Source organism: Ensifer sp. VA4 (assembly GCF_055710065.1).
The window spans coordinates 41,056-60,669 of record NZ_JBVQPO010000001.1; the positions used below are offsets into that span (position 1 = coordinate 41,056).

22 protein-coding genes are annotated in these 19,614 nt (G+C 62.8%); 13 read left to right on the forward strand and 9 right to left on the reverse strand.

The window, feature by feature from the left end:
- Positions 1-5 precede the first annotated feature (5 nt).
- The 3 genes from AC0C6X_RS00190 to AC0C6X_RS00200 are packed head-to-tail and all read right to left on the reverse strand — an operon-like array spanning position 6 to position 3,159.
- Entirely contained in the window at positions 6-383 is a 378-nt protein-coding gene (locus tag AC0C6X_RS00190) for a Na+/H+ antiporter subunit C (RefSeq protein ID WP_173515941.1), read from the reverse strand.
- Positions 383-802: a Na(+)/H(+) antiporter subunit B gene (locus AC0C6X_RS00195; RefSeq protein WP_173515940.1), complete on the reverse strand. Its 420-nt coding sequence runs from the start codon at positions 800-802 to the stop codon at positions 383-385. The genes AC0C6X_RS00190 and AC0C6X_RS00195 overlap by 1 nt, the downstream gene beginning before the upstream one ends.
- A complete protein-coding gene (locus AC0C6X_RS00200; RefSeq protein WP_173515939.1) occupies positions 799-3,159 on the reverse strand; it encodes a putative monovalent cation/H+ antiporter subunit A in 2,361 nt (786 codons plus the stop codon). Before AC0C6X_RS00200 ends, AC0C6X_RS00195 begins: the two co-directional genes overlap by 4 nt.
- 459 nt (positions 3,160-3,618) lie before the next feature.
- On the opposite strand from AC0C6X_RS00200, the gene AC0C6X_RS00205 reads away from it, so the two are divergent.
- The 3 genes from AC0C6X_RS00205 to AC0C6X_RS00215 all read left to right on the forward strand — a co-directional run bounded on the left by AC0C6X_RS00205 (position 3,619) and on the right by AC0C6X_RS00215 (position 6,340).
- Positions 3,619-5,211, forward strand: coding sequence for an EAL domain-containing protein (locus AC0C6X_RS00205; RefSeq protein WP_472951267.1), 1,593 nt, complete (start codon positions 3,619-3,621; stop codon positions 5,209-5,211).
- Between the two features lie 86 nt (positions 5,212-5,297).
- Positions 5,298-5,705 (forward strand): peptide-methionine (R)-S-oxide reductase MsrB, encoded by a 408-nt coding sequence (gene msrB, locus AC0C6X_RS00210; protein ID WP_472951269.1) that lies wholly within the window; start codon positions 5,298-5,300, stop codon positions 5,703-5,705.
- Between the two features lie 110 nt (positions 5,706-5,815).
- A complete protein-coding gene (locus AC0C6X_RS00215; RefSeq protein WP_173515937.1) occupies positions 5,816-6,340 on the forward strand; it encodes a hypothetical protein in 525 nt (174 codons plus the stop codon).
- Between the two features lie 7 nt (positions 6,341-6,347).
- On the opposite strand, the gene trhA is transcribed toward AC0C6X_RS00215, so the two are convergent.
- Positions 6,348-7,004: a PAQR family membrane homeostasis protein TrhA gene (trhA, locus tag AC0C6X_RS00220; protein ID WP_173515936.1), complete on the reverse strand. Its 657-nt coding sequence runs from the start codon at positions 7,002-7,004 to the stop codon at positions 6,348-6,350.
- Positions 7,005-7,249: 245 nt separating this feature from the next.
- On the opposite strand from trhA, the gene AC0C6X_RS00225 reads away from it, so the two are divergent.
- Positions 7,250-7,705 (forward strand): GNAT family N-acetyltransferase, encoded by a 456-nt coding sequence (locus AC0C6X_RS00225; protein WP_173515935.1) that lies wholly within the window; start codon positions 7,250-7,252, stop codon positions 7,703-7,705.
- A gap of 44 nt (positions 7,706-7,749) precedes the next feature.
- On the opposite strand, the gene AC0C6X_RS00230 is transcribed toward AC0C6X_RS00225, so the two are convergent.
- Together AC0C6X_RS00230 and AC0C6X_RS00235 are read right to left on the reverse strand one after the other, a co-directional pair.
- On the reverse strand, positions 7,750-8,094 hold the full coding sequence (locus AC0C6X_RS00230) for a TraR/DksA family transcriptional regulator (protein WP_173515934.1): 345 nt from the start codon (positions 8,092-8,094) through the stop codon (positions 7,750-7,752).
- 62 nt (positions 8,095-8,156) lie between these two features.
- Positions 8,157-8,579, reverse strand: a complete 423-nt coding sequence (locus AC0C6X_RS00235) for a universal stress protein (RefSeq protein WP_173515933.1) — start codon at positions 8,577-8,579, stop codon at positions 8,157-8,159.
- Positions 8,580-8,916: 337 nt separating this feature from the next.
- Here AC0C6X_RS00235 and AC0C6X_RS00240 point away from each other — a divergent pair, with 337 nt between their 5' ends.
- A complete protein-coding gene (locus tag AC0C6X_RS00240) occupies positions 8,917-9,747 on the forward strand; it encodes a VOC family protein (RefSeq protein ID WP_472951825.1) in 831 nt (276 codons plus the stop codon).
- A gap of 133 nt (positions 9,748-9,880) precedes the next feature.
- On the opposite strand, the gene AC0C6X_RS00245 is transcribed toward AC0C6X_RS00240, so the two are convergent.
- Positions 9,881-10,153: a DUF2798 domain-containing protein gene (locus tag AC0C6X_RS00245; protein ID WP_472951273.1), complete on the reverse strand. Its 273-nt coding sequence runs from the start codon at positions 10,151-10,153 to the stop codon at positions 9,881-9,883.
- Between the two features lie 148 nt (positions 10,154-10,301).
- On the opposite strand from AC0C6X_RS00245, the gene AC0C6X_RS00250 reads away from it, so the two are divergent.
- Positions 10,302-11,222: a LysR family transcriptional regulator gene (locus AC0C6X_RS00250; RefSeq protein WP_247957929.1), complete on the forward strand. Its 921-nt coding sequence runs from the start codon at positions 10,302-10,304 to the stop codon at positions 11,220-11,222.
- A 3-nt stretch (positions 11,223-11,225) separates the two neighbouring features.
- Here the strand turns inward: AC0C6X_RS00250 and AC0C6X_RS00255 are convergent, their stop codons facing one another.
- A complete protein-coding gene (locus tag AC0C6X_RS00255; RefSeq protein WP_173515929.1) occupies positions 11,226-11,633 on the reverse strand; it encodes a winged helix-turn-helix transcriptional regulator in 408 nt (135 codons plus the stop codon).
- A 137-nt stretch (positions 11,634-11,770) separates the two neighbouring features.
- On the opposite strand from AC0C6X_RS00255, the gene gstA reads away from it, so the two are divergent.
- The 5 genes from gstA to AC0C6X_RS00280 all read left to right on the forward strand — a co-directional run bounded on the left by gstA (position 11,771) and on the right by AC0C6X_RS00280 (position 15,854).
- Positions 11,771-12,385, forward strand: a complete 615-nt coding sequence (gene gstA, locus AC0C6X_RS00260) for a glutathione transferase GstA (protein ID WP_173515928.1) — start codon at positions 11,771-11,773, stop codon at positions 12,383-12,385.
- Positions 12,382-12,777 (forward strand): nuclear transport factor 2 family protein, encoded by a 396-nt coding sequence (locus AC0C6X_RS00265; RefSeq protein WP_472951276.1) that lies wholly within the window; start codon positions 12,382-12,384, stop codon positions 12,775-12,777. Before gstA ends, AC0C6X_RS00265 begins: the two co-directional genes overlap by 4 nt.
- A 10-nt stretch (positions 12,778-12,787) precedes the next feature.
- Complete coding sequence (locus AC0C6X_RS00270; RefSeq protein ID WP_472951278.1) at positions 12,788-13,000, forward strand: tautomerase family protein; 213 nt, start codon at positions 12,788-12,790, stop codon at positions 12,998-13,000.
- A 146-nt stretch (positions 13,001-13,146) separates the two neighbouring features.
- On the forward strand, positions 13,147-15,255 hold the full coding sequence (locus AC0C6X_RS00275) for a S9 family peptidase (protein WP_472951280.1): 2,109 nt from the start codon (positions 13,147-13,149) through the stop codon (positions 15,253-15,255).
- 80 nt (positions 15,256-15,335) lie between these two features.
- A complete protein-coding gene (locus AC0C6X_RS00280) occupies positions 15,336-15,854 on the forward strand; it encodes a DUF1697 domain-containing protein (RefSeq protein ID WP_247957934.1) in 519 nt (172 codons plus the stop codon).
- 77 nt (positions 15,855-15,931) lie between these two features.
- Here AC0C6X_RS00280 and AC0C6X_RS00285 read toward each other — a convergent pair whose 3' ends face one another.
- The gene (locus AC0C6X_RS00285; protein ID WP_173515923.1) at positions 15,932-16,549 is read right to left on the reverse strand and encodes a TetR/AcrR family transcriptional regulator; all 618 of its coding nucleotides are present in this window, start codon (positions 16,547-16,549) and stop codon (positions 15,932-15,934) included.
- 238 nt (positions 16,550-16,787) lie between these two features.
- Between AC0C6X_RS00285 and AC0C6X_RS00290 the strand changes: the two genes are divergently transcribed.
- A complete protein-coding gene (locus tag AC0C6X_RS00290; RefSeq protein WP_173515922.1) occupies positions 16,788-17,744 on the forward strand; it encodes a homocysteine S-methyltransferase family protein in 957 nt (318 codons plus the stop codon).
- A 233-nt stretch (positions 17,745-17,977) separates the two neighbouring features.
- Positions 17,978-19,483 carry a protein adenylyltransferase SelO gene (locus tag AC0C6X_RS00295; RefSeq protein WP_472951283.1) on the forward strand — a complete coding sequence of 502 codons (1,506 nt, stop codon included), beginning with the start codon at positions 17,978-17,980 and terminating at the stop codon, positions 19,481-19,483.
- Positions 19,484-19,614: the final 131 nt, after the last annotated feature.

A 19,614-nucleotide genomic window follows, 5' to 3' on the forward strand; every position in this document is an offset into this window, starting at 1 on the left:
GTCGGTCAGTATCCAAGCGGCGGAGCCGGCTCGTCCTTCGGCTCGGCTACGCGCATCTCGTCGGTATTGTCGGTTTGCAGTTCCTCGTAGGCGCGCCAGGCCAGAACCAGCAGGAAAGCGAAGAAGGAGAAGGAGATGACGATTGCCGTCAGGATCAGCGCCTGCGGGAGAGCGTTTGCGGCCGGTCCCGTGAGCGTATCCTGGTGGCCGGGAATAACCGGCGGCACGCCGCGCGTCAGCCGCCCGCCGGTGAAGATCAACAGGTTGACCGCGTTGCCGAGGATGGCGACGCCAAGCAAGACGCGGATGATGGACTTCGACAGCAGCAGATAGACCGCCACCGTGAAGAAGATGCCGACGAGCAACGCAAACCAGGCTTCCATCACTCGCCTCCCCGCTCTTCGAGCGAAAGCGCAACCGAGCTGATCGCGCCAACGACGACGAGATAGACGCCGCAATCGAACAGCATCACGGTCGACAGCGGGATCTCCACACCGAGAACCGAGGGATAGATCCAGAGACCGGTCATGAACGGGACGCGTGCGGCAATCGAGATCAGTCCAGCGACCGCCGATGCGAAGAGCCCCGCGCCGGCGATTGCCATCGGATGGAAATAGATCGCGCGGCGCACGGTCTCGACCCCGCAGGCGATGCCGTAGATCGCCAGCGCCGATACTGCGATCAACCCGCCGATGAAACCGCCACCGGGTTCGTTATGGCCGCGCAGCAGCACGAAGATCGAAAACAGCACCATCAGGCTGGCGAGAAACGGGGCGACGGCCCGGAAGATCACCGACTTCATGCGCGCTCCTCCGCATCCGGATCGTTGTCGGCGATACGGCGAAGCGAACCGGCCCTCAAGCGGACCAGCGACAGGATGGCAAGACCGGTGACCATCAGCACGGCGATCTCGCCCAGCGTGTCCGTGCCGCGGAAATCGACGATGATGACGTTCACCACATTGGCCCCGTGCGCGATCGACTTCGAATAGAGATTGAAGAATTCGGTCAGCGTGGCGTCGAAGGGAACACCCGTCGCCTTCAGCAACATCAAGCTGAAGCCGACGCCGCAGGCGAGCGCGATGGCGAAATCCGGGACCTTCTGTGCGAGCGGCCGATGGTCGGACGGCGAGAGCCTGAGCCTTGTCATCACCAGCGCCAGAACGACGACCGACAGTGTCTCGATCATGAACTGCGTGAAGGCGAGGTCCGGCGCGCCATAGAGCAGGAAGATGACGGCCACGGCAAAGCCCTGGATGCCGAGCGAGACGATCGCCGTCAGCCGATCGGGCGCGAGTACGACGGCAAGGAGACCGATGACCGCGATTGCCATAATCGCGAGTTCGTGCAGCGGTACGTCGGGTGCGAAGAACGGCGCGCGCGGCAGTTCGCCATAGATGAGCGGAACGAGCAGCAGGACGAAGGCAACCAGGATGAAGGTCACCGTCATGTAAACGTCGAGCCTGCCGGATTGCAGCCGGCGCGTCAGCGCCCCGGAAAAACGAACGAGCCCGCGAATGAACTGGTCGAAACCACGGTCCGGCCCCCAGCCGATATCGGCAAGGATCGTGGCGATGAAGTCACGCAGGCGATCGAGCTTGAGGTAGAAGACGATCCCGATCAACGCGGTCGCGATCGACATGGCCAACGGCATCCCGACGTGCGGAACGACCGATATCGCGACCGCACGCGGTTCGCCTGATATCGCCGATGCCATCGGCGTCGAAACGAGTTCATGGGTCAGCCCCGAGAGCAAGGCCGTCGAAAGCCCCTTGGCGGCGAGCAGCGCCGGCCCGAGCCAGAGCAGCACCGGCGCCTCGTGCGCTGCCTTCGGCGTCTCGACCTTCGCACCGACGAATGGCTTGAGGGCTACGGCGAAGGCCACCGCAAACATCAGCGCATTGCCGAAGATCGCGAGCGCAGCAAAGACCATCGAGCGGCGGTCGAAGCCGGAGAGTGCGTAATAGATTTCCTCCTTGGCGATGAAGCCAAAGAAGGGGAACAGCCCGCCCATCGAGAATGCCGCGGCAAGCGCAATGACGAAGGTGAGAGGCATGGCCGAGCGCAAGCCCCCGAGCCTGGTCACGTCGCGCGCGCCGGTCTCATGGTCGATGATGCCGGCGACCATGAAAAGCGCGCCCTTGAACAGGGAGTGTGCGACGAGATAGAGCGCCGCCGCCTCGATCGCATGCGGGGCGCCGAGACCGGTCAGCATGACGAGCAGGCCGAGCGACGCCATCGTCGTATAGGCGAGCATCAGCTTCAGGTCGGTCTGACGGCAGGCAAGGGCTGCACCGATGACGAGCGTAGCACCGCCAAAGAGCGGCAGCAGGATCTGCCATTCAGGCGTACCGCCGAAAACGGGATTGAGCCGCATCAGCAGATAGACGCCAGCCTTCACCATGGTCGCCGAATGCAGATAGGCCGAGACGGGTGTCGGTGCTTCCATCGCGTTCGGCAGCCAGAAATGGAAGGGGAACTGCGCCGACTTCGTAAAGGCGCCGCCGAGAACGAGAAGAAGTGCCGCCAGATAGAACGGGCTTTCGCGCATCTCCGTGCCAAAGGCCATGAGCAGCGAAAGCTGGGTGACGCCGCTGACGTTCCAGATGATCAGAAGTCCTGCGAGCAGGACGAGCCCGCCTCCTCCGGTCACGACCAGCGCCTGAAGCGCCGCACGCCGGGCCGCTTCGCGCGAATGGTCGAAGCCGATCAGCAGGAACGACGTGATCGAGGTCAGTTCCCAGAAGACGAAGAGCATCAGAAAGCTGTCGGACACGACGAGGCCGAGCATCGACCCCATGAACATCAGGATGAACGAGAAGAACCGCCCCTGCTGCGGATGGCCTTTCAGGTAACCGCCGGAATAGAGCACGATCAGCGTGCCGATGCCGGCGATCAACAGGGCGAAGGTCAGCGACAGACCGTCGATCAGCCAGGAAAAGCTGACATTGAACGACGGGATCCAGGCATAGCCGCCGGTGACCACCTCGCCTTTGGCCACTTCCGGCCAGAAGCGGGTGAAATGCAGGACAATGGCCGCGGGGAAGAGTGCCAGAACCCAGGCCGCCTTGTGCCCGAGCAGGCGCGTGAGCAGCGGCGCGACCAAAGCCCCCACGAAAGGGAGTGCGAGGGCCAGAAATGTCAGGGCCGCAACATCCATCGTCCTGGCCTGCTCCTTTATATTTTCACCATGCAATCAATCGAAGACCCGACATAAAAGAAGGGTTATGGCGCCTCAAGCCTTATCCAGATAAAAACGACGTTATGTGCCGTAAAGTCGCTTCGGAGATCGGATGCAGCAGTCCAAGCACTATCAGATTCGTTCGTTTCATGCGGCGGCCACCGACTACAATTAAAATGCTGTTAGCATAATATTCACTTGTCGTCGCAGCAGGATCGAACGCCCTGGAATCGGGACAATAAGACGTGGTAGTTGTACGTAAAGGCTTCTTCAATTCAAAATAATACGAAGCCTGGATCGCCGGGCCGGCGAAAACCGACGGCTGCTCGCAACGTCTGCCTTCGACGATATCTGCCAACCCGCAGGCTCGCTCATCGACCGTCTTTCTGCCGCAAGCAGCATGAACTGAAGAACACAACGATCACGGGCGAGGCCTGCTTGGAACGATCTCGCATAGTCGTCATCGCCAGTATCCTGGCTGCACTCGGCGCGATCCTGCCGATGCTGGCGGCCTATTATCTTTCCTGGTCGATCGCGGTGCGCAGCGAGCAGATGCGGCTTTCGCGCCTTGCCGACTACGCCATCATGCGCGCCGATGCGGCGCTCGAGGAGGCCTCCCGGGCGCTGAAGGTCGCCGACCGGTTCGACATGCCGCCGTGCATGTCGACGCACATCGCAGCGCTGCGCTCGCTCGTCGTCAACACGACCTCCATCGAGGATATCGGCTACTTCGAGAACGGGCTGCTGAGGTGCACGTCGTGGGGCTACCCGCCGCGCCGTCTCACCCGCTCTCCGTCCGCCGATTTTTTCGCGAGCAACGGCGTCGAAGTCATCCCGCGGATGTATCCGACGATCAGTACCGGCACCCCCATGACGGCGTTTCGATATCGCTCCTACACCGTGCTGACCAATCCGGCTCGATTCGTCGACGTGATTGCGGAGCCCGGCACCCGGCTTGCGGTGGCCACGAAAAACGGTGTGCTGATCAGCACTCTGAACAATCCGAACGCGTCGCTTACAGCGCGGCTCGCCGATCTTCCCAAAACCGGCAGTGACGGCGACGACCTGTTCGCAACCTCACGGGGCGCAAACTGGATTGCCGTTGCCAGCGCCCCCGGTATCTCCATTCTCAACGACATGGACCGGGAGCGGCTGCTGCTCCTGCCGGTCGGCGCCCTGGTCGCAGCACTCATGGTCGGTCTCGTCGTCTGGACGTCGCGGCGCCGCCTTTCGCCGCTCGGAGAGCTCTCGATCGCCGTCCAGCGGCGCGAGTTCATCGTCCACTATCAGCCGCTGATCGAACTAAAGACCGGCATCTGCGTCGGCGCGGAAGCGCTCGTGCGCTGGCGGCGGCCCGATGGGCAAATGGTCCGCCCCGATCTCTTCATCCCGTTGGCGGAGGAGAATGGCCTGATCGAAGAAATCACCGACCAAGTCATCCATGCCATGGTCGCCGAACTGAGAACGATGCTCCTTGCGGATCGCTCGCTGCACATTGCCGTCAACCTCGCCGCCGATGACATCAAATCAGGGCGCATCCTACCGGTGATAGAGGCAGCACTGGAAAACACCGGCATAGTGACCCAGCAGATCTGGCTGGAAGCGACCGAGCGCGGCTTCATGGACGTGAAATCGGCTCGCGCGACGATCGAGGAAGCCCGCCGGCGCGGCCACTCGGTGGCGATCGACGACTTCGGCACCGGCTACTCGAGCCTGCAATATCTGCAGGAGCTTCCGCTCGATGCACTGAAGATCGACAAGTCCTTCATCGACACAATCGGAACGGATTCCGCCACCAGCTCGATCACGCCGCATATCATCGACATCGCCAAGTCGCTCGACCTTTACATCGTCGCCGAGGGCATCGAGCGGCAGGAGCAAGCCGATTATCTCATCGAGCGCGGCGTGCAGTACGGCCAGGGCTGGCTGTTCTCCAAGGCGTTGCCGGCATCGGAATTCATCGCCTTCTACAACAACAGCAAACGCCGGCGCGGGGCCGGTCCGACGGTGATCCGCAGGGAGATCGCCTGACCTACGCCGCGTCGCCTCCGAGACACGTCAATTGCGCGCTTCCGGCAGCATTCCTATATAGTCGGCGCAACGACAGGAGATCTTTCATGACGACCGTAAAGACGCCCAAGGTGGTGAAGACCGATGCGGAATGGCGGGCCATGCTCTCGCCGGAACAATACCGCATCACCCGGCAGCAGGGTACCGAGCGTCCGTTCACCGGCCCTTTCCTCAACAACAAGCGGACCGGCACCTATGAATGCGTCTGTTGCGGCCGGGCCCTTTTCCGCTCGGACACCAAGTTCGATTCCGGCTGTGGCTGGCCGAGCTATTTCGCAGCGATCGACGACCAGGCGATCCGGGAAATCGAGGACCGCTCGCACTTCATGGTGCGCATGGAGATCCGCTGTGCCGACTGTGACGCCCATCTCGGACACGTGTTCCCGGATGGCCCGCCGCCGACGGGACTTCGCTATTGCCTCAACGGCCATGCGATGACGTTTACCGAGGATTGACACCGACGCGCGGAAGGAGTGGCATGGGGTCTGGTGTTCCATCAGGGACAGGCCCTGAGCCGAGGCCGCGCTATCTAGACTATCTGTCAAGCAAGCGAGAGGAGGTCCGCATGCTGCGCATACTGACAGCACTCACTCTCCTGCTCTCGTCGGCCCTGGCAGCGACGGCCGCCGACGACTGGGTACCCTATGCCAATGCGCGTTTCGGTTACGTGCTCGACATACCGCCTGGCTTCGAGTTGCAGAGCCAGGGAGACAATGGCGACGGCGCCAGCTTCCATGCCAACGACAATGGCGCGACCCTTTCGGTCTTTGGCAGCACATTGCTGGATGGCGACTTCGAAACCGACGTCAACGACCGCATCGGCTACGAGCGCGAGGGCGACTGGCGCATCGCCTATTCGCGCGTGACGACCGCCTGGGCAAGCTTTTCGGGGGTCCGTGGCAAAGAGGTGTTTTATACGCGCGCCATCGCTCTCTGCGACGGCAGCGCCGCCTATTTCCGCCTGCAGTACCGCAAGAGCCGGCTCACCAGTTTCGACGGCGTGATCTCACGCATGGCGGAAGCGCTGAGGCCATCGGAAGGCTGTCAGCATCCGCCTGTCGCTGCCGTTGCGGGCGAAGCGCCAAACTGACCACGGTTCAGGATGCGGCGCTATAGCAGGTCAGCACGGCCGAATAATGCACGGCCGCACCGGTCACGACGAAGCCGTGCCAGATCGCGTTCTGGAAGCGCAGCTTTTCCCAAACATGGAAAATGACGCCGGCGGAATAGATGATTCCGCCGATCAGGATCAGTACCAGCGTCGTTGCCGTCAGCGTCGACAGGAGCGGCCCGGCGGCGAGTACGCCGCTCCAGCCCATGGCGAGATAAAGCAGGATCGCCAGCCGGTCGAACCGGCCGGGAAACAGACACTTGATCGCAACGCCGAGGGCGGCGATCGCCCAAATGCCGATCAGCATCACGAACAGGAACGGGTCGTCCACGCCGCGCTGCAGGAACGGCGTATAGGTTGCCGCGATCAGGATGAAGATGGAGGAATGGTCGACACGGCGCAGGAACCATTTGGTGCGCGAAATCGGATAGAGGTTGTAGAGAAACGAAATCGAGAGGGTCGCAAGCAGCCCCGCCCCGTAGACGGCGGCGGCGGCAAGCTGGCCACTGGTGCTCCAGAGCGTCGCATAGAAGATCAACGCGGTGACACCGACCAGCGCGGCGGCAAGGCCGATGCCGTGCACGATGCCGTCGGCAATCAGTTCCGAGCGGTCATAGTTCCATTTGACGCCAGCAAATTCCACGCAGTCCCTCTCCCCGGGTCTCTGTCCTTCTTTCCGTCGCACGCCCCGTAGCTGTCGCGCCGCCATCGTCATCCTGCCACAGCCCCGAGCTGCCGCAAAGATAGGGTGGCGTGCCGAAAGCATCAACTTTTGCAACGTATTACAACAATCGCATGACATGTTTGCGAGGTGCTGGAACCTTGTTTGCGCGCCCGGTCACGACCACATGGGGCGCGCAGGATGACGTGCCGATCGGGAGGAGGACGATGCCAATCTTACGCACCCCGCAGCCGCAACTGGCGGCCGCGCTCAGCGACCTCTGCCTGCGGTCGAAAGCCGTATGGGGATACGACGCCGCCTTCCTGGAGGCGTGTCGTCCGGCGTTGACGCTGACGGCCGAAGACTGGAAGGTTTCCGATCTGCAGATCGCCGTCGATGGTGAACGGATCCTCGGTCTGGCGCAGGTTCGCTCCCATGGCCAGATCGCCGAACTCGACAAGCTCTTCATCGAGCCGGACGCCCGCGCCGCCGGCATTGGCCGAAGCCTTTTCGACTGGTGTGTCGAGGCGGCGATCAACCGTGGCGCCACGGTCATGACGATCGACGCCGACCCGGGCGCTGCCGATTTCTATCGCCACATGGGCGCCGTCGATGACGCCGTCATCGCATCGACCGTCATCCCGGGACGCTTTCTGCCGAGACTGAAGCTGGAACTAAGATGACGATCGGAAGTTCGCCGCCGCTGGCGCGGCGATCGTTCGATGGATCATCTTGCACCGCGGGTAACTTCCGCCGCACATTCCTGACAGAGCGGCGCATGGGGAACGGCCTGCAGGCGCGCTGACGAAATCGGCAGGCCGCAGCGGACGCAGGTGCCGAAGGTGCCGGCGGCGATCCGGTCGAGGGCCGCATCGATCGCGCGGATCTCTTCCTGGCCGGCAAGACCGAGGCCCTCCAGAACCTCATCGTCTTCCCGCTCGGTCACGCGATCCGGTACATCGGCGTTCATGGGCTGATCGAGATCGTGCTCGATCTTGACCAGTCGCCCCTGCAGCTCCTCCTTGCGGTGAGTGAGGCGGCTGCGAAAATCGTCAAGCGCAAACTTGTCCATCTGAAGACTCCTCGGCGGTGGCGGCGCAAGATCGCGCCGCAGCCGCTCTTATTGTTGGCAGATTACCGGTCGACGAGTACGGCGCAGGGGCAATGGCTGACCACGCGGCTGGCGGTCGAGCCGATGAAGTAATCAATCAGACCCGGCCGGTGGGAGGCGATGATCACCAAATCGGCATTCTCTTCGCTCGCGAAGGCGTTGATGGTGCCAGCAGCGCCGCCGGTGCGAATTTCGACACGCCCGCTGATCCCGTGCTTGGTCTTCATGTCCTCGAGCGTCTTCTTTGCCTGCTTGCGGGACTCCTCGACCATCTCCAGCGGGAAATCGACGATCATATAGCCCTGCGCATAGGCGTTCAGATCCTCAACGACATTGAGCAGAACAATCTCGCCCCCTTCGTCAATCAGCTTCTCGGCAATGCCCAGCACAGATTCACCGTGCTCGAGCTGGTCCATGGCAATCGGGACGATGATCTTCTTGTACATGCTGCACTCCTTCTGTTGCCCTCACGGATCGCCGCACCGGATGTGGCGGGCGAATCCCTCGTCTGGAGATTGCGCCCCGACCGCTTTCCCGGCTTTGATTGAAATCAAATCGAAAGCGCCGCGCTCGCGTGACCCTACTCAAATGGAGGTAGGGCGACGGCAACCACTGTCAACGCTCATCGAACACAACATCAAGCGACTGACGGGCTTCCGTGAACGGACGCGCCGGCCCATATTCCGGGCAACAGTTTCAACGCAACTGGGCCGGCAGACCGGCTGCAGTTCGACGCCCGAGGAGGCAGATTTGACAGCTATCCCGACCGACCACGCCATTGCCATGCCGGCGCATGTCGACTGCGCACATCTGGTCGTCCAGGATCTGCCCGTCGTTTCGGCCTGGTACCAGAAGATCATCGGTTTGAAGCCGATCGAAACGAGCAAGAGCGGCGAGACACTCGGCGTTGCCGGCCGTCCGCTCCTCAGCCTGACGACCGAAGGCAACGCCGCCAGGGCACCCCGCAATGCGCCGGGTCTCTTCCACAACGCCTTTCTCCTACCGAGCCGCGAAGAACTCGCTCGCTGGCTGGCCCACGCCGCGCACAACAACATCCGGCTGCAGGGCGCCTCCGACCACCTGGTCAGCGAAGCCATCTATCTCGCCGATCCCGAAGGCAACGGCATCGAGGTCTATCGTGACCGGCCTCGCTCCGAATGGAGCTTCAAGCCCGACGGCACCGTCGGCATGGACACGCTGCCGCTCAATCTCCAGGCACTCTACGATGAAGCGCCCAAGGGCGACTGGGACGGCATGGCCGATGGAACCGCCATCGGCCATATCCACCTGCAGGTCTCCGATATTCCTCAGGCCGATGCCTTCTTCCGCGACGTATTGGGTCTCGGGCTGATGGCCCGCTATCCGGGCGCCAGCTTCTTCGGCGCGGGCAAGTACCATCACCACGTCGCCGCCAATATCTGGAATTCGCGCGGCGCCCCGAAGCGCGAAGGCCACATGACCGGGCTTTCGGACTACACGATCCAGTACAAGGACCCGGCGGAACGCACGGCGGCGCTGGTCAAGCTCGATGCGCTGGAAATTCCGGTCAGCCGCGCCGGCGATGGCTACAGCCTCATCGACCCCTGGGGCATCGGCCTCAAGCTGGTCGCCTGACCTCTCTCCCGGACCGCAGACGAATGGAGTTTGCGGCAACGCGCCGGCCGCAGCCGCTTCGGGCGCTGCGGCCGCTTCATCCGATCGCGATGTACAGGCCTGCCCGTCCCGGCTTTCCGGGACGGTGCTTTGCTCAGCCGGGCAGGTGGCAGACGACGCCGACGAGCCTGGCAACCAGCGGTCGCACGAGCAGCACGCAGATGAAGGCGACGGGCATCGCCAAGCCGTAGGAATTGAGCACGCGGGCCGGATAGCCGGCATCAATCCCCGTATTGGCGACGACGATGACGCAGCACATCAGAAACGCCATGATCGCCGACATGAAGAAGGCAAAGGCGACGGGCGCCGCCCGGGGCGGCAGCTTGCGGCGACGCGCGATCCGCGGAGCCGATAGGGTATCTTCCATCAGAAGCTCTCCCGAGATGACCGAGAGGACCATCCCCTCGCTTCGGAGCGCACTATACGGATAGCGGATTAGCGAAGTAGGCCATTGCAGCTTCCTTCAGAAATAGGCAAAACTATCGAATAGACGCAAGCATTCGATGGATGGGCTTATGGACACGTTGCGCGGAGTGGAGAGTTTCGTCAGAAGCGTCGAGGAAGGCAGCATCGCCGCGGCCGCGCGTAAGCTCGGGATCACCCCGGCCTCGGCAAGCCAGAACATCGCGCGCCTGGAGCGAACGCTCGGCAGCCGGCTTCTCAGCCGAACCACACGCCAGCTCGGTCTCACCGAGAGCGGCCGGCTCTATTACGAGCGGGTGCGCGGCGTCGTTCATGAGCTGGAGCTCGCCGCAGCGGCCGTCTCCGCGCTCAACGCCGAGCCGCGTGGCTCGCTCAAGATCGCCTCCTCCGTCGCCTTCGGTCGCCATGTGGTGGCGCCATTGGTGCCGTCCTTCGCTGCAAAGTATCCAGATGTCTCGATCGAACTCGTCGTCACCGACCGCGAGATCGACCATATCGGCGAAGGTATCGACATCAGCGTGCGTTTCGGCCTGCAATTGGAACCGGGCCTGATCGCGCGCAAGCTTGCGTCAGTGCCGATGATGATCTGCGCAGCGCCGTCCTATCTAGAGCGACGTGGCCGTCCGCAACGGCCGGAAGACCTCATCCACCACGATTGCCTCGTCTATCGCTATGCCGGGCATGGGCGCATCTTTCGCTGGGCATTCACCCGCGACGGCCTGCGCTTCGAGCCGGAACTGAAAGCGACGATCGTCAGCAACGACATCGATACGCTGGCGGAAATGGCGATCGCCGGCGCCGGCATCGCGCGGCTCGGCGCCTTCATCGCAGCGCCGCTGATCGAGCGCGGTCAGCTCGTGCCGCTGTTCGGCGGCCTTCCACGCGAGGGGGTGGCCAACACCGACCACGAGCCCTTCGACTTCTATGCCTGCTTTGCCGACCGCCAGGCGGAAACCCCGAAGGTCCGGGCATTCATCGAGCACGCCGCGCAATCGCTGAAAGGGCGTTGGTAGCTTTCACGCGCCACCGGTAGCGGGTGCGGCACTTGGCGCCGCGGCTTCGGCAGGCAACTGTTCGGCCGCACGCCGCTGCTTCAGCCGGTAGCCGACCTCGACGATGGCGTGGATTGCTGGAATGAACTCCTGGCCGAGATCGCTGAGGCTGTATTCCACCGAGGGCGGCGACGTCGGGACAATCCGCCGGTCGATCGCCCCCTTCTCCTCGAGCTCCTTCAACCGTGTGCTCAGGACTTTTGCCGAAATGCCGGGAACGTCGATCCTGAGCTCGCTGAAGCGGCGCGGGCCTGCGCTCAAGGACCAGAGGATGTTCGGCGTCCAGGCGCCGCCGAGCAGCACCATGCACTCGCCCACCGGGCAACTGGGCGGCAGGGCCGGGGCCCGATTTTTCCGAATTTTCAAGCTCATCGACAAAATTTTCCAGTTACCGACGGGAAACCGGAAAAGGAGGTAACATAAGGTTATCTAATATACAAAGGTTATCGCTTCCGCTTAGGTTCCGCCGTCCCCGACAAGGGGCAGTCATTTCAGGAAGGAACTTGCTCATGAAGCTCTATTACGCCCCCGGCGCTTGCTCGCTTTCCCCTCATATCAGCCTGCGCGAAGCCGGCGCCGACTTCGAGATCGTCAGGGTCGATACGAAGACGCATCTCACGGAAGCCGGAGCCGATTTCAAGGCAATCAACCCCAAGGGCTATGTACCGGCCCTGGTGCTGGAGAGCGGCGATGTCGTCACCGAGGGTGCGGCCGTGGTGCAATACATCGCCGACCGCTTTCCGGAGGCAAAGCTTGCGCCGGCTAACGGCACGCTGGAGCGCACCCGCCTGCAGGAACAGCTGAACTTCATCTCGTCCGAACTGCACAAGGCGTTCTCGCCGCTGTTCAACGGCGCGGCAGGCGCTGAGGCAAAGGAGGCAGCAAAGGAGCAAGTGGCCAAACGCTTCGGCAATATCGAAAGCCTGCTCGCCGACGGGCGCCGCTATCTGCTCGGTGCGGAATTTTCGGTCGCCGATGCCTATCTCTTCACCGTCGTCAACTGGAGCGGCACCACCGGCATCTCCCTCGCCCCCTGGCCGCATCTTGAAGCCTATATGCAACGGATCGGCGAACGGCCGGCAGTGCGTGCCGCCATGCAGAGCGAGGGGCTGATCGCGGCATGAGCGGCCCGTCGACCGATCCCCAATTCGCCGCCGTCGTCGAGGTGCTTTACCACTACTTCGACGGACTCTACCGGAGCGACACGAGCATTCTCCGACGGGTCTTCCATCCGAAGGCGCTCTACGCCACGGCAACGGACGATATCCTGCTCGAGCTTGACATGGACAGGTACTTTCCGATCGTCGACGGACGCCCTTCGCCGGCCAGCCGTGGCGAGGAGCGCGCCGACCGTATCCTTTCGATCGAATTCGCAGGGCCGGTGACGGCGCTCGCGAAAGTGCAATGCGCCATCGGCGACAAGGCTTTTATCGACCTGCTGTCTCTCGTCTACGTAGACGGCCGGTGGCAGATCATCGCCAAGGTCTTCCACTACGACATCAAACCCGTGCAATAAGGGAGGCCACATGCCGTATGTGAACATAAAGATCACCCGGGAAGGTGCAACGGCCGAACAGAAGGCGGCCCTGATCAAGGGCGTCACCGACCTGCTTGCCACCGTTCTCGACAAGAACCCGGCCACCACCTTCGTCGTCATCGACGAGGTGGCGCTCGAAGACTGGGGCATCGGGGGATTGCCGGTCGAGGAATATCGTCGAAAGATCAAGGCTCCGACGTAAGAGGAAATGCCTTCTCCCCACGACATGGGGAGAAGGCAATCCGCAGACAACGGCGAACAGTCGGCCGCTGCTGCCTTTGCGCTTGATCGCTATCGCCAGGCTCTCTATCTCATTGTCTCCCGCCGCATCGATCCCGGAGACGCATCTTGTCCGTATTCAGCAACCTCCCCAAAGCTCCCGTCGCCGCGAAAAAGCCGGTGAGCGATACGCGCCACGGCATTACCCGCACGGACAACTACGCCTGGCTGCGCGCGGACAATTGGCAGGCGATGTTCCGGGATCCCTCGATCCTCGACCCTGAAATCCGCAAGCATCTGGAAGCCGAAAACGCCTACATGAACGCGGCCATGGACGACACGAAGCCGCTGCAAAAGACCCTGTTTGCCGAGATGCGCGGCCGGATCAAGGAAGACGACAGTTCGATACCGGTCAAGGACGGCCCGTTTGCCTATGGCCACGCCTATGTCACCGGCGGCGAGCAGCCGCGCTACTTCCGCATTCCCCGCGACGGCGACCACAAGGATGAGGCGATCCGGCAACTGCTGCTCGACGGCGACAAGGAGGCGGAAGGCAAGGCCTATTTCCGCCTCGCCGGCCTCGACCATTCGACCGACCACAGCCTCGGCATCTGGGGTTACGACGACAAGGGCTCGGAATACTTCACGCTCAGGGTCCGCGATCTCGCCACCGGCCAAGATCTGGCCGACGTGATCGAGAATACCGGCGGCGGCGGCGCGTGGGCGCCCGATGGCAAGAGCTTCTTCTACACCGTGCTCGACGACAACCATCGCCCGTCGAAGATCTTCCATCACGTGCTCGGCACCAGCCAGGCGGACGACCGGCTGGTCTACGAAGAGGACGATCCGGGCTTCTTCATGTCGGTCGGCGGTTCGCTGCTCGACGATTTCATCTATATCGACATCCACGATCACGAGACCAGCGAATACCGGCTGCTCTCGACCAGCGACCTGACGGCCGAACCGAAGCTCGTCGCCGAACGCGTGACCGGGCTCGAATATTCGATGACCGAAGGCGGCGACGTCTTCTACATCCTGACCAATGCCGACGGCGCCAAGGACTTCAAGATCGTCGAGGCACCGGTCCATGCGCCGGGCAAGGAAAACTGGCGCGAGGTCGTACCGCACAAGCCGGGGACGCTCATCCTCAGCCACATGGCCTATGCCCGACATCTCGTCTGGCTGCAGCGGCGCGAGGGCCTGCCGGAGATCGTCATCCGCGACCGGCAGACCGGCGAAGAGCATGCGATCGCCTTTGCGGAAGAGGCCTATTCGCTCGGCCTTTCCGGTGCCGCCGAATACGACACCAACGTCATCCGCTTCTCCTATTCGTCGATGACGACGCCATCGCAGCTCTTCGACTACGACATGGCGACGCGCGAGCGCACGCTGCTCAAGACCCAGGAGGTGCCCTCCGGCCACAACCCGGACGACTATGTCACCCGGCGCGTCTTCGCCCCGTCCTGGGACGGCACCGAGGTACCGGTGACGTTGCTCTACCGCAAGGACACGCCGCTCGACGGCTCGGCGCCGTGCCTGCTCTACGGCTACGGCGCTTACGGCATCACCATTCCGGCCGGCTTCAACACCAATTGCCTGTCGCTTGCCGACCGCGGCTTCGTCTATGCCATCGCCCATATCCGCGGCGGCAAGGATCGCGGCTTTGCCTGGTACGAAGACGGCAAGATGGCCAAGAAGACCAACACCTTCAAGGATTTCATCGCCGCCGCTGACTATCTGAATCAACAGAAGTTCACGTCCTACGCGAAGATCGTCGCCGAGGGCGGCTCGGCCGGCGGGATGCTGATGGGCGCGATCGCCAACATGGCACCGGAGAAGTTCGCCGGCATCATCGCCGCCGTGCCCTTCGTCGACGTGCTCAACACCATGCTCGACGACACCCTGCCACTCACCCCGCCGGAGTGGCCGGAATGGGGCAACCCGATCGAAAGCCGTGAATTCTACGACATCATCGCCGGCTATTCGCCCTACGACAATGTCGACGCAAAGTCCTACCCGGCGATCCTCGCGCTCGGTGGCCTGACCGATCCGCGCGTCACCTATTGGGAGCCGGCGAAATGGGTGGCGCGGCTGCGCGAAAAGACCACCGGCAGCGAGCCCATTCTGCTGAAGACCAATATGGACGCCGGCCACGGCGGTGCCTCGGGACGCTTCCAACGGCTCGAAGAGATCGCCTTCGAATATGCCTTCGCCATCAAGGTCGCCGGGAAGGTGTAACCGGAGGGGGATGAGGAAAAGTGTTCGCGGTTTTCCGCCCGCATCCCGCTCTACCCCATGAGATTCCAGGAGGTCCCGCCATGCCCGTCCATGTTGCCCTGCTCCGTGCCGTCAATGTCGGCGGCACGACACCGCTGGCGATGGCCGACCTCAAGGCGATCTGCGAGGGGCTCGGCTTTGCCGACGTCAAGACCTACATCCAGAGCGGCAACGTGCTGTTCCGCTCGGATCTGCCGGCAGAGAAGGTAGCAGCGATGCTCGACGGCGCCCTTCAGGAAAAACTCGGGAAGGCGCCGGGCGTGATGATCCGGACCGGCGCGCAATTGCAGGCGATCGCCGATCGCGCGCCGTTCCCGGGCGCCCAACCCAACCTGCTTCACGTCGTCTTCCTTTCGCAGCCCGCACCAGCGGACGCACTCGACAAGCTCGTCGCGCCGGATGGCGAGGAAGCGCGGTTGGCTGGGAGCGAAATCTACATCCATTTTCCGAACGGTTCCGGCCGTTCGAAGTTCAAGCTGCCGGCTGCGAAATCCGGCACTGCCCGCAACCTGAACACAGTGCGCAAGCTCGCTGCTCTGGCGCTCGAAATGGAAAGATAAGGCATCCGTTTCCTCAAGCCGATTGAGGCGTTCTTTCTGTTGTCGGAAAACCGCTGCGCTCTTTTGCGCGGCATGACTCAGGCGGTCGCCGGCTGGAACAGCAGCCGGAGAAGGGATCTAAGCACGAGCAACTGCTGCGGCAGGCTCTCCGGCTGCTTCAGCGCCTTGGATAAAATGATGCCGCCTTCGAGCACCGTCGAAACCATGTCGGCGAGTTGATCGACATCCAGCGGTTCGCGCGGCCGATAAACGCGCATGATCTCCTCGAACATCGCGCCGAAGCGCCGGCGCCACATCAGCGCCGCCTGCCGGTTGATCTCCTGGATCTCGCGATCGAAGGCGCGTTCCTGGGTACACATCACCGCGACCAGACAACCGGGGTGGCCGTTCGGCAGGTCGGACAGCGTTTCGGACAGCAGTTTCAGTCCGAGCAGGAGAGCCTGCAGCGGATCGTCGGCCAATTGATGGGCCCGGCCAAAGATCTCGTCGTAGATGCGCTCGTCATTCTCGATGTAGCGCTCGAGCAGCGCCCGCGCGAGCTCGTTCTTGTCGCGGAAATGGTAGAAGAAACCGCTCTTGGTAATGCCGATCTCGGCGATCAGTTCATCGATCGAGGTCGCGCCGAAACCCTTCGCCAACACCGCCGCCTCCGCGATGTCGAGGATCCTCGCCCGCGTTTCCTCACCCTTTCGCATTAGCCGGTGCCCTACCATTGGTGCGGTTTCCGACAACGAAGGGGCCACCAGCCGGCGACGCCGTGACGGAACCAACGCAGTAAGTTACTGATTTCGCTACAATATGCGGATATATTAGCAATAGTATACCTTAAGTCGTCTAGTTTAGAAGATGATTAAAGGGCAGTAATTTACTTGGTTCTACGGGATAGGAGGCGTCCCCGGACCCATCAGCAAGACTGAAACGGTGGAGACCGACATGGCCAAATACCGACGGAGCCTGCCACTCTTGAACGGTGGGCTGTTCTTAAGCGACGGCGGCATGGAGACGACGCTGATCTTCCACGAAGGCGTCCCGCTTCCGCATTTCGCAGCCTTCGTGTTGCTTGCGACCGCCGATGGGCGGCGGCGGCTGCTCAACTACTACGCACGCTATCTCGCGATCGCCCAACAACATGGCACCGGCTTCGTGCTCGACACGCCCACTTGGCGGGCAAGCTCGGACTGGGGCGTCAAGCTCGGCTACAATGACGAGGCGCTGGCCGTCACAAACCAGAATGCCATCTACATCCTCTCGGAACTGCGCTCCGAATACGAGCGCCCGCAGGCACCGATCGTGCTCAGCGGAGCGATCGGTCCGCGTGGCGACGGCTACCGTCTCGGCCGCATGAGCCCTGACGAGGCCGAAGACTATCATTCGGCGCAAATCTCGGCCTTTGCGGCCAGCGAGGCGGACATGGTCAGCGCCTATACGCTGACCAGCATCGACGAAGCGATCGGCATCGCCCGGGCCGCTCAGAGCCACGGCATGCCCTCAGCCATCTCCTTCACGGTGGAGACAAATGGTCGGCTGCCGGACGGCCGCACGCTTCAGGCTGCGGTCGAGACCGTCGACGCCGCGACCGGCGGCTATCCGCATTACTACATGATCAACTGTGCCCATCCGAGCCATTTCGACACGGTCCTCGACGCCCGAGCCAGCTGGACGCAACGCATTGCCGGGATCCGGGCCAATGCCTCGATGATGAGCCACGCCGAGCTCGACGACAGCGAAACGCTCGATGCCGGCGATCCCGCCGACCTTGGGCGGCGGTACAGAACACTGACGGCGCATTTGCCACGATTGCGCATCCTCGGTGGCTGCTGCGGCACCGATCATCGCCATATCGCGGCAATCTGCGAGGCCTGCCTTCCACCGACGGCGCTCAGCGCCTGAGGCACGGGGCCTCGCCCTCCCGGCCCTCTCGCGAGTGATCGCGGGAGGGCGCCGCCGCTCTCGCGAAAAGCCATGGTGCCGGAGCGTCTTCCGCCCGCATCCCGCTCCAACTTCCAAGAATCGATCACGATGATTTTTGCTCGGGTCGGCGCAAAATCATCGTGATCTCGTGTAGACTTGAGCGGAAAGGACGGCCCCGGGCAATCCCGGCAGACGCCGTTGACCGCTTGATCATGAACTATGCTCCCCCCTCACCGACCGGAAATGCCGAAGCCTTTGCCTTCGACAACAGCTATGCGCGGCTGCCGCAGCAGTTCTTTGCGCGCGTCGAGCCGACGCCCGTCGCGGAGCCCTGGCTGATCAAGCTCAACAAGCCGCTCGCCGAGGAACTCGGGCCCGACGTCGCCGTGCTCGAGCGCGAAGGTGCCCAGATCTTCTCCGGAAACCGTGTGCCCGCTGGCGCCGAGCCGCTTGCCATGGCCTATGCCGGGCACCAGTTCGGCACCTTCGTGCCGCAGCTTGGCGACGGCCGGGCGATCCTGCTCGGCGAGGTGATCGACCGCAACGGAACGCGGCGCGACATCCAGTTGAAGGGACCGGGCCAAACGCCCTTTTCGCGGCGTGGCGACGGGCGCGCGGCGCTCGGGCCGGTGCTGCGCGAATATATCGTCAGCGAGGCGATGTTTGCCTTGGGTATCCCAACGACACGGGCGCTTGCGGCCGTGGTCACCGGCCAGCCCGTCTATCGCGAGCAGATCCTGCCCGGCGCGATCGTCACGCGCGTTGCAGCGAGCCACCTGCGCGTCGGCACTTTCCAGTTCTTCGCCGCGCGCGGCGACATGGCATCCGTGAAGATCCTCGCCGACTACGCGATCGACCGGCACTATCCCGAGATCAAGGACCATGAGCGGCCCTATCTCGCCTTCTTCAAGGCGGTGGCGGCGCGCCAGGCGGAGCTGATTGCCCGCTGGCTGCATGTCGGCTTCATCCATGGCGTGATGAACACCGACAACATGACGATATCCGGCGAGACGATCGATTTCGGCCCCTGCGCCTTCATGGATGCCTACGACCCCAAGAAGGTATTCTCCTCGATCGACCATATCGGCCGTTATGCCTATGCGAGCCAGCCCGGCATCGGCCAATGGAACCTCGCGCGCCTCGCCGAGACGCTGGTGCCACTCTTCGACGACAATGCGGACACGGCGGTGGAACTGGCCAACGATGCGCTCGGCGAATACGGCGCAATCTTCCAGCGCCATTGGTTGGACGGCATGCGGGCCAAGATCGGGTTGGCCACGAGCGAAGAAGGCGACCTTGATCTCGTGCAGGCACTGCTGACGGCCATGCACAAGGGCGGGGCCGATTTCACTCTCACCTTCCGGCGGCTGTGCGACAGTGCTCGCGATCCGGCAGGCGATGCGACGTTCAGCGCTACTTTCGCCGCGGCCGAGACGGTCCAGCCATGGCTTCAGGACTGGCGCCAACGGCTTTCCCGCGAAACGGCGACGCCCGAGGCGCGCTCGAACGCGATGAAGGCGGTGAATCCGGCCTACATCCCCCGCAATCACCGCATCGAACAGGCGATTGCAGCAGCAACCAACGACGGCGATTTTTCGCTGTTCGAGGCGCTCGTCGAGGTCACCGCAAAACCCTACGAGGACCAGCCGCACTTTGCTGCCTACCAGGAGCCGCCGAAGCCCGAAGAAGAAGTCCTGCAAACCTTCTGCGGCACGTGACAGTCATCTGAAGCTTTCCCACCTCGACGCGATCCGGCCGGCTGCTTCTCGTCCTGAATCACCGAAACGTTCTAACTTCTTGTTTTTTCATGGCGTGATGGCACGGCTCGCCAGCAGATGAGTCCATACCC